Raw genomic sequence first — 9,310 nt, 5'->3', positions numbered from 1 at the left:
ACCTCATCGACCCGATCGACCAGCTCGCCATCGCGGTGCAACTCCACCGCGTACACATCGAGCCCGCGCTCATACAGCACGGTGACGCGCCCCTGGAATTTCGCCGTGGTCACCGTGAAACTTATGGTCGGTGGCGTCGCGATGATGTCATTGGGCAGCGGATCGACCCAGGTGAAGTCCCGCGCGCCGGCATCCACCAGCAGATGGGTGATGCGCCGGTAGCCGTCGGGAGCGGGCAGCTGCTCCATCTGCTGGATCAGCGCCTGCAGCTCGGGGCAGCGGACCTCTGGGATCGGCAGCTTCGCCGGTGCGGAACCAAGCACGAACCGCTGCACCGTGTACGGCTTGCCATCGGCGGTGAATGCGGTCTCTTCCTCGGGCGTGTCGGCGCGCAGACCATCGAAGCGGCGTCGGGCGTAGGGTTCGATCTGCACCTTGACGCCCTCGTCGGGTACCTCGGTCACCAGCGCCCGGTCGAGCACCGCGAATTCGGCGCGTCCCGTTTTGACGACAATGGCGTCGTCGGTGGTGGCGATGACCTTGCCCTCGAAGGGTTTGGGATCGATGTGGAAGCCCAGCGTCGAAACCTTGGGCTGGCCGTCGAAGATGTTGAACTTGAAGCTGCGAACGTTGGAAGGCACGTGGCCGCTAACGAGCGTCGGCATCTGTGCGCGGATGGCTTGGGTATCCATGGGAGACTCCTTGTGGCAACCAAGGGACTCCCGCCCGCAAGGGAGGTATGTCCCTTGAGGGTGAGGTGGAAGGACACGGCATGCGTCCGGTGAAAGAAACAACCAGTGCGGCGAACCGCATCGCAGTCTCGAAGGTCTCGACTGCCTGGGATGCCGCCGGCAACGCCAGCGAACATGCGGGAAGCGTGCGACAGGCGCGGGCGCCTGTGGTCCGGAAATCGGCAACCTGTCGCCACCACGTTCCATGAAAAGGACGAGCCCCGCATGGGGGCTCGAAGGTGCTACTCGTCGTCGTACAAGGGCAATCCGTCCAGCACCGGCGCATCGGCATCGAACACCAGCATGCGAACGTCGGCCAGCGCAGCCAGGTGCAGTACCTCCACGAGGGACTCCGGCATGCCCTTGGCCCGGTGTTCCTGCCGCAGCTCTTCGGCGGTGATGCCCTCGACATGCTGCAGGTTCGCATCCGTCCAGGGGGTGGCGATCAGCTTCACGCCGATCGCGGGGCTGTACGGGATGCGGAAGGCGACGAACAGAAAACCGCTCGGCGTGGCGATGTCCGCCAGCTCGGCGAGGAAGCGGCCTGCGTCGGCAGTAAGATGGGCACTGCTGATCTCCCAGCACCGGCTGTAGAAGCCGGTCTCGAAGCTCAGTCGCCGCACGACTTCCCGTGCGGCCTCCCCCGAGTAGGTGTCGCCGACGTGCACGGGCTGACCGAAGTCATCGCCGCTGACGGCGTAGACCACGGTGCGCACCACGCCTTCGGTCTGGCATTGGACCTCCAGGTCTTCGGGAATGTCCTGGCCTTCGGTAATCAGGGCGAAGTCATTGCTGAAGACGCAGGGGAAGCGCGCGACCTGGTCATCCGTCAGATGCGCCTGACTGGGATGCAGCGGGCGCCAGACCGGAGGACAGTCGTCCTCGCAGGTGATGCACAGGGAGCGATCAATGCGCAGGTTCTGGTAGCCGCGGAGGAAAGGGTTGGAATTCGGGGACATGAGTTTTCTCCATAAGCGGAAGTGGAGCCCATTCCCCGGCTGGGGAGCAAGCCCCAGCGGGTGGTTGAAGAGATGTCGAGAACAAGGAGGGACACGGCCTCGCATAGAGGCGCATGTCCCTCATGGGTGGAAAATGGAACGGGTGGCGAACAAGCGGATCGGCGTCACCAACCGCTGTAGTTCAGCGCGAGATCGGCAATGACCTTGCGGCGCTCCAGATCGAGGCCTCCCAGATCGGAAAGCCCCTCGAATCCGCAACGCTTGAGCATCGCGCCACCCTCGCGAGCGTTGTAGAAGCTCACCATCGCGGACAGGAACATGCGCTGGCCGCCGCTGAGGACATCCAGGGCGTCGTTGAGCAACAGCACCTTGGGGCGCAGATCCCACTTGCTGGTGGCGCGCTGCAGGCCTTCGGGGGTGCCGTCACCGAACCACTCGGGGCCGGCGATTTCCGCACCGCGTTTCCACGCTTCGAAGAAGGCCAGCGGCGCTTCGGCGAAATGCCGTTCTTCCGCGGCGATCTGATCAAATACGTCTTGGGACAAAGACTGGTTCATGACATGGCTCCTGGTAAGTGGAAGTCAGGGGTGGATGCGTTGCTGCCAGCGGCCTGTTGTCAGGGCGTGGTCGGCGGCGTGCTGCGAACGGAAGTACTCGACGGACTCTCGGGACACCGGGCCGTCTTCGTCGGCGGTGCCGATGTAGTGGCCGGCGGCGCTGTGGCGCACCTGCAGAGGCAGGCGCTTGCCGGTGTAGGCCAGGGCCAGATAGCCAATGGCTTCGGCACGGGCCAGTGCGGCACTCGGGAGCGTCGATGCGAATGCAAGGAACATGGGGCTCTCCTGGTTGAAGGACCGGGAGCCCAACACCCAGACGGGAGCGGATACCTCCCGAAGGGTTGAACACGAATGGCATCGGGCGTCGTGAGGACGCTCGTCCGCAATGGGCGATGCGAGGCGGACTGGTTCGATCCACGCGGCGAACCGCGTTGCAGCCTTGAAGACCTGGGCTGCCAGGGCATGGTGCTGACGGCTGTCAGCAGCGCATGACTGCAGAATGGAGGCGACGCATCACTGGCGTCTTCGAGGAATGCGCATTGCACAAGGGCCGCTTTGGGCTGTGCGACACCGATCGGGATCAAACAAAGACCAGTAGGCCGAAGGCACTTGAGCCTTCAGCCGGAGAAGAGAGAAACCACCTGTGGGCTGTGGCAGTCCCGGCCGTCGTCAAAGCCGCTCGCTGCGTCAGCAATCGCACCCGACCCGTGTCGTGGCTGGGGTCGACATCCTTAGGCACACATCCGCGCACAAAGGGAGCCCGTTGTTCCGCCGGCGGGCACCGGCACCGAATACCGTCGACCCAAGCGGTCTCCTGACGGCTCGCAGCGGTACAAGCCTGCCAGGCGTCAGGAGACCCCTCGCCATCGACGGGAGCACTTCGATCAATGGAATCGCGGCAGAGGCGATTCGCGGAGGAGCGACCTTCTCGTCGCGCGGACCCGTCGCGGGGCAGCGAGACGCGCACACCGTTGCAGAAGGATGCGTGTGCTGGGGAGTCCCGCGAGACGCGGGAGGTTGGCCCCGCCGTTGGAAACGGCCGGCGTGGCGCGGGGATTCGTCGGCGTCAGGACGCCTTGCGGGAAGCCCGCTGCTTGCGCGGCGCACCGCGCTTGCCTGTCGAGGTATCGACCGGTTGCGTTCCCTTGCAATCCGGGTAACGGCTGCACGACCAGAAAGCGCCGTTCTTGCCGGTGCGCTGGCGCATCGGCGCGCCGCACTGCGGACAGGATGGCGAAGGCGGCAGCTTGATGGCGAGCGTTGCGCCGCTGTACTGCTGCACGAGCTGGGCCACCCAGGCGGATTGCTTGGCGATGAAGGAGTCCAGCGTCATCTGGCCGGCTTCGATCATGTCCAGCGCCTGCTCCCAGACCGCCGTCGTGCCCGGATCGGCAATGGCGGCCGGCACGGTGCCAATCAAGGTGAAGGCGGCATCCGAGGCACGGATGGCACGGCCCTTCTTCAGCAGATAGCCGCGGCCGAGCAGGCCGCCGATGATGTTGGCGCGCGTCGCTTCGGTGCCGATGCCCGTCGTCTCCTTGAGCTTCTGCTTCAGGCGCGGGTCGGTGACGAGCTTGGCGACGCCCTTCATGGCCTTGACCAGTTCGCCCTGCGTGTAGGGCTTGGGCGGCAGGGTCTTGAGCGCCTTCAGATCGACATTGCCGACCTGGCAGGACAAGCCGGCTCGCAGCGCCGGCAGCACCTGGCTGCGCGGGGCGTCGTCGTTATCCGCATCGCTTTCCTCCTGCGCCGTCATCACCTGGCGCCAGCCGGCCACGGCGATCTGCTTGCCCACGGCCAGCAGCGACTGCCCGCCGCAAGCGAGCTGCGCCACTGTCCGGTCGAACTCGTGGTGGGGAAGAAACTGCGCCAGGTAATGCGCGCGGATCAGTCGATAGACCGCCAGTTCCTTCTCATTCATGGCCGACAGGTTGGCGGGCTCCAGCGTTGGGATGATGCCGTGGTGCGCAGTGACCTTGCCGTCGTTCCAGGCGCGCGAGCGCTGGGTCGGGTCCAGGCGGTCAATCAACGGGCGCAGGCCGGGATCGGTCTTGAGCAGGCTGTCGAGAACGGTCGGCACCTCGACCAGCATGCTCTCGGGCAGGTAGCCCGAGTCGGAGCGCGGATAGGTCGTCGCCTTGTGCGTCTCATACAGCGCCTGGGCGATGTCCAGCGTCTCCTGCACGTCTAGGCCCAACTGCTTGGAACACACCTCCTGCAGCGTGCCCAGGTCGAACGGCAGCGGTGGACCTTCGCGCACGCGCTCCGTCTCGACCGACACCACCTGGGCGTTGCCGGCGGCGCGCATGCGTTCAACAGCCTGCTGGGCAACCGGCTGCTGCAGGCAGCGGCCGGCGTCGTCCGTACAACCCTGTGGCGGCGTCCAACTTGCAATGAAGGATTGGCCGGCATGAGACAGCGTGACCTCGACGGCCCAGAACGGCACCGAGACGAAGCAGGTAATCTCGCGGTCGCGATCCACCACCAGCTTCAGCGTCGGCGTCTGCACCCGGCCTACCGACAGCACGCCGGTGTAGCCAGCCTGGCGTCCGAGCAACGTGAACAGCCGGCTCAGGTTCATGCCGATCAGCCAGTCGGCACGCGAGCGGGCCAGGGCCGAGTAGTACAGCGGCAGCGTCTCGGCCGAGGGCTTCAGCGCGCCCAGCGCCTTGCGGATCGACGCATCATTGAGCGCCGACAGCCACAGGCGCTGGATCGGTCCGCGGTAGCCGCACAACTCGATGATCTCGCGGGCGATCATCTCGCCTTCGCGGTCGGCATCGGTGGCGATCACCAACTCGGTGGCCTGGCCGACGAGCTGCTTGACGATCTTGAACTGCGCGGCGGTCGCTGCCTTGGGCTCGACACGCCAATGCTCGGGGATGATGGGCAGTTGCTCGATGGTCCAGCGCTTGTAGCGCTCGTCATAACCCTCGGGCGGAACTGCTTCGACCAGATGACCGATGCACCAGGTCACGACGATACCTGCGCCGCTGTAGCAGCCGGAACCACGCTGGCCGGCGCCCAGCACGCGGGCGATGTCCTTGCCTTGCGAAGGCTTCTCGCATAGGAACACGCGCATGTTGAAGCCTCCTCGGGAATGTGCAGTTCATCGGATGGACAACAGCATGGCTGGGCCAAGTGAGACCGGCAGCAAGGAAGCCGGATGGCATGGACACCGAATTGTGATCGGCTGGGGAATGGTTGCCGCAGCGGCACGCACAGATCGCAGCGGTAGGAGGGGCGGGAGCTTGGTGTCGGGAGGGCGGCCTGAAACTCGGTGGACCGCAGTGGAACTATCCCCAGGGGATAATCCCCTGGTGCATGGCGGGCGTCTGATGGTTGCTACAGCCGCCCGCGATGCTTGGTCACTGTCCTCCGGCGGGCTTGGCGCCGAGCGTCACCGCCTCGAGGCGGTACGGCAGGATGCCGACGCGCCGGGCCTCGATCTTGAAGGTGACGCGCTCGTTTTCGTCAGCGTCCTCCCATTCGTCGCGCACAGTGCGGCCTTCGACCAGCACGCGCATACCCTTCTGGTACAGCGACTGCCAGCGCTCGGCATCGCGATGCCACAGCTCCACCGGCGCCCAGAAACCGCCGCGGTCCTCGTATTCACCATCCTTCTTCGGGATGGGGTTATCGAAATAGACGTTCAGGCGCAGCAGCCGGCGCGGGTCGTCGTTGCCGTTGGGGAATTCGCGGTACTCCGGCGCGGAACCGATGTTGCCCTCGCCGACGAAGTGCGTGCTCATGTTGACTCCTTGGGGGTAGTGGAAACGGACGCGACGTGCCCGTGGGCACGCCGCAGATAAATCGCCTCGGCTTGGGCCATCCGGCTGGCGCATTCCAGGGCAAGGCGGGCGATGCTGTGGGTCAGGCTGATCTGCATGTTCAGCGCGATGCGCTGCAGTTCCATTGCATACAGATCGTCGATCAGCGAGGCCGGAGTCGAGGAGCGATCGAGCAGCGAATCCCACAAGGCCACGCCCATGGACGAGCGGTCGAGGTTGCGCCAGCGCAGAAAGGTTGTCCCTGCGCCAGTCGTCTGCTGGGCCAGTTGCACATCAAGAAGATTGAAGGGATATGCTCGCGCCTGCGGGAGCACCTGCCGTTGTGCCAGGGTGATCAACTCGTCGCGCAGCGCCATGCACTGGCTGGCCCAGGTCTCCAGACTCCCCTTACCTTTAAAAGGCTGTAAAAGGCCTTTTAGGTAGCCTGCGTGTTCCAGCCGCTGGAAGTCTGCCTGTGCCAGTGGAGTGAAGCGCGCTGGGCGGCCGGAAGAAGAAGGTGCCGTCATGCGTTGGCGCCCTCATCGTCTTGCCTCGCGGCGTCGCCTGCGCCATCGGCAATACCTGACTCCAAAGCATCAGCGACCGATGCCTCGGGCCGACTCCCCCGCCGTGCGATGGGTGGCGCAAAGCGTGAACGGCGCGTGCCTTCGAGCACGTCCTGCGGCAACTCGCCGAACTTCTCCAGCGCCGCCCGCGCCACGGCGTTCTTCGCCGCGAAGTCGTCGCGCGTCGTGCCGGAATAGCGGTACTGCTGCGCCAGGGAAAACAGGCTGCGCAGCGCATGGGCGCCGTCATTGAGCCAGCGCTCCAGCGTGCTGCGGTCGATCAGTGCCGTGTGGTGGGCCAGGATCAGTTTGCGTGCGAGGTCGTCGTAGTCGGCCAGCAGGTACACCGCCATGAAGCCGAGCTGCGCGTTGACGAACAGCGGCAGCTTCACCGGCTGCACGTTCATGTTCTCGCCCAGGGACAGCGCGGGCGGCACGTCAGCCAGCGCCTGGTCCACCTGTTCGCGCAGCGCCTGCAGGCTGGCCTTGGTCTGCGTGAGCTTGTCTTCGATGCGCAGCATCCACCAGTCCGAGTAGGGATCGTCCTGTTCGGCGCCGCGCTTCATCTTGTTCATCACGCTGATGTAGCCGTTGAGGCCGATGATGCCGGGGCGCCCCTCGGCCGGCGCGCGGCCGTGCCAGATGCGCGATGCGTGGTGGGTGTGCAGCGTCAGCGACATCGCGCTGCGCAGCGATCCGAGATTCAGTTGCAGGGGTTCGTTGGCCATGGGGACGACTCGCGGTGAATGAACGAGTCGCCAGCATCGGGTCCAGCCGGAAGGCCGTCAGTCAACAAACCGCACCCCACGCGCGCCCGGTTTGTCTGTTTGTCCGTCAATGGAAGGCTGTCTGTACCAGCCATCCCCTGGGGATAGCCCTGCTGAAGGTGATGATCGGGATGAGCGACCGGCAACCGGCGGAAGGCTGCCTGTTCGGCCTATCCCCAGGGGATAGCCGGATCGCTCAAGGGTCGTGCAGGGCCGACCGCAGCCGCGCCAGGTAGGCACGTGCCACCTCGGGGTCAGTGGCACGGGATGCTGGCGGTGACGATGGCGCAGGTGGCGGGGGCGCTGGCGGCGCCGATGCACTTTCTCCGGCCCAGGCCTTGAACTCTCCTCGGATCGCCTTCTGGATGATGCCGAACAGGTAGCCGGCCGGGTTGCGCACCGCGCTGTTGCGGCAGCGTGCCGCCCACTCGTCGAGCACCGCCTGGCGCTGCGCCTCGTCCACCTGCTGCAACGCCACCAGCGCGCCGGCCTGCTGCTCATCCTTCAAGCGCAGGAAACGCTCGGGTAGTCGCAGGTTCTGCAAGGCCCTCGCGCGCGGTACTGTACGTACTTCATTTATACGATCCTTACGTACTGTACGGTCCTCCTTCGGATTCCGAAGCGAGCTATCCGGTGCGGGTTTCGGCCCCACTTCGGATTCCGAAGACGGGGGATTTGCATTCCGAAGTAAGCCTTCTGTGCCGTCTTCGGAATCGTGATCGACTCCCTCCTGTGGATAACTTGGCGTCGACCAGCCATGCCGGGCCATGTGCTGGGCTAGCACCTGCAAGCGTGTCGGCAGCGTGCGGCCGCTGAGCAGGGGGTCTTCGGCGATCTCCTTCAGCGTGTGCATGCTGACGATCTGCACCGCCTTGGCGGCATGGGTGAGGGCCTGACTCACCAGGCCCAGATATTCGGGATCGAGCTGCATCGCCTCGAAGGGCGTCAGCGGCTCGTCATGCAGGACATAGAGGTTGCCCAGGATGCGACCAGTCTTGGGGTCGCGCCGGCGACGCACCAGGCTGAGCCAGCGCGTCAGGCGCAGTAGCGTGAGGGCGCGTGCGACGGTTTCGTGCGATGCCTGCGCCCCGCACGGCATCGAGGCCAGGTAAGGCCGGAGCTGGTCATAGGTCGGAAAGGCCGTCACGCCGTCGTCGTTGAGCTGGAAGCGGAAGACCTGCCAGGCGTTGCGCTCCAGCGGCGTCAGGCGTCGATCGAGGAACAGCGCGCGCGGCACGCTTTCATGGCGATTGCCGCTATACAGGAAGCCGTCGCCGGGTGGCGCCGTGCCTGGCCCTTGCGCCAGGTTCTGCAGCGCATCGTCGAACAGCGACGACAGCGCCATGGGACCATCGCGCCGTGGTGCGCTGCCCGTCGCCATGGCCTACACCAGCCCCTGGTCGATCCAGTTCCGTATCGCCGCCCACACCACCGACATCGGCAGCGCCAGCGTTTCGGCGAGGTCCATGGTCAGGCCCAGCATGGCCAGATCGTCGCTCAACGCGATATGACGCTCGGTGACTCCGGCCTTCCAGTGCTTCCACAGGGCGGTTTCCTGCGCCTCATCCAGCACCGGGTGCCGTCCCTTGCGCTTCGGCAGCCCGAGGATGTCGCGCCGCAGGGCGACTTCCTGATGCGTGAGGCCGTAGAAGCGGCTCACCATCTCCGTGCTCGCCCCCAGGCGCAGCATGCGGTCCACCGTGGCGATTTCCTGCTCCACGTCCTGCACTTGGCTGAGCAGCCGCTTCAGCACCTCTCGGTTGATCGAAACCGAACACCACGACACGGTGGTGTTGACCAGCACGCTGACCAGCGCCGGATGCTTGAGCGCATCCAGCTCCTCGTCGCCGAAGCCCATCGCCTTGCAGCGGCGCAGTTGGCCGTTGCGCAGATCGTGCAGCGCTTGGGCGATGACGGCCTGGTTGAGCGGATGGGGTGACGACATGGCGGTCTCCCTCGC

Annotated in this window: 10 protein-coding genes; all 10 read right to left on the bottom strand. The window is 65.5% G+C overall.

Annotated elements, in window-relative coordinates:
- A partial coding sequence (locus NFW30_RS06175) for a GTPase (protein WP_295371892.1) occupies positions 1-692 on the bottom strand: 692 nt, incomplete at its 3' end.
- Between the two features lie 281 nt (positions 693-973).
- On the bottom strand, positions 974-1,690 hold the full coding sequence (locus tag NFW30_RS06170; protein WP_295371889.1) for an ABC transporter substrate-binding protein: 717 nt from the start codon (positions 1,688-1,690) through the stop codon (positions 974-976).
- A gap of 164 nt (positions 1,691-1,854) precedes the next feature.
- Entirely contained in the window at positions 1,855-2,247 is a 393-nt protein-coding gene (locus NFW30_RS06165) for a hypothetical protein (protein WP_059400656.1), read from the bottom strand.
- 24 nt (positions 2,248-2,271) lie between these two features.
- Positions 2,272-2,523 carry a hypothetical protein gene (locus NFW30_RS06160; RefSeq protein WP_288129440.1) on the bottom strand — a complete coding sequence of 84 codons (252 nt, stop codon included), beginning with the start codon at positions 2,521-2,523 and terminating at the stop codon, positions 2,272-2,274.
- Positions 2,524-3,313: 790 nt separating this feature from the next.
- A complete protein-coding gene (locus tag NFW30_RS06155) occupies positions 3,314-5,329 on the bottom strand; it encodes a DNA topoisomerase III (RefSeq protein WP_295371880.1) in 2,016 nt (671 codons plus the stop codon).
- Positions 5,330-5,615: 286 nt separating this feature from the next.
- On the bottom strand, positions 5,616-5,999 hold the full coding sequence (locus tag NFW30_RS06150) for a single-stranded DNA-binding protein (RefSeq protein ID WP_295371878.1): 384 nt from the start codon (positions 5,997-5,999) through the stop codon (positions 5,616-5,618).
- Positions 5,996-6,544 (bottom strand): DUF3158 family protein, encoded by a 549-nt coding sequence (locus NFW30_RS06145; protein ID WP_295371874.1) that lies wholly within the window; start codon positions 6,542-6,544, stop codon positions 5,996-5,998. Before NFW30_RS06145 ends, NFW30_RS06150 begins: the two co-directional genes overlap by 4 nt.
- On the bottom strand, positions 6,541-7,311 hold the full coding sequence (locus NFW30_RS06140) for a PFL_4669 family integrating conjugative element protein (RefSeq protein ID WP_059400651.1): 771 nt from the start codon (positions 7,309-7,311) through the stop codon (positions 6,541-6,543). The genes NFW30_RS06145 and NFW30_RS06140 overlap by 4 nt, the downstream gene beginning before the upstream one ends.
- A 235-nt stretch (positions 7,312-7,546) precedes the next feature.
- Entirely contained in the window at positions 7,547-8,731 is a 1,185-nt protein-coding gene (locus tag NFW30_RS06135; protein ID WP_295371870.1) for an STY4528 family pathogenicity island replication protein, read from the bottom strand.
- A 3-nt stretch (positions 8,732-8,734) separates the two neighbouring features.
- Positions 8,735-9,295, bottom strand: a complete 561-nt coding sequence (locus NFW30_RS06130; RefSeq protein WP_295371866.1) for a DUF2857 domain-containing protein — start codon at positions 9,293-9,295, stop codon at positions 8,735-8,737.
- Positions 9,296-9,310: the final 15 nt, after the last annotated feature.

Source organism: Accumulibacter sp. (assembly GCF_023806635.1).
Taxonomy (GTDB): Bacteria; Pseudomonadota; Gammaproteobacteria; order Burkholderiales; family Rhodocyclaceae; genus Accumulibacter.
This window is presented reverse-complemented; position numbering and strand designations above follow the sequence as displayed.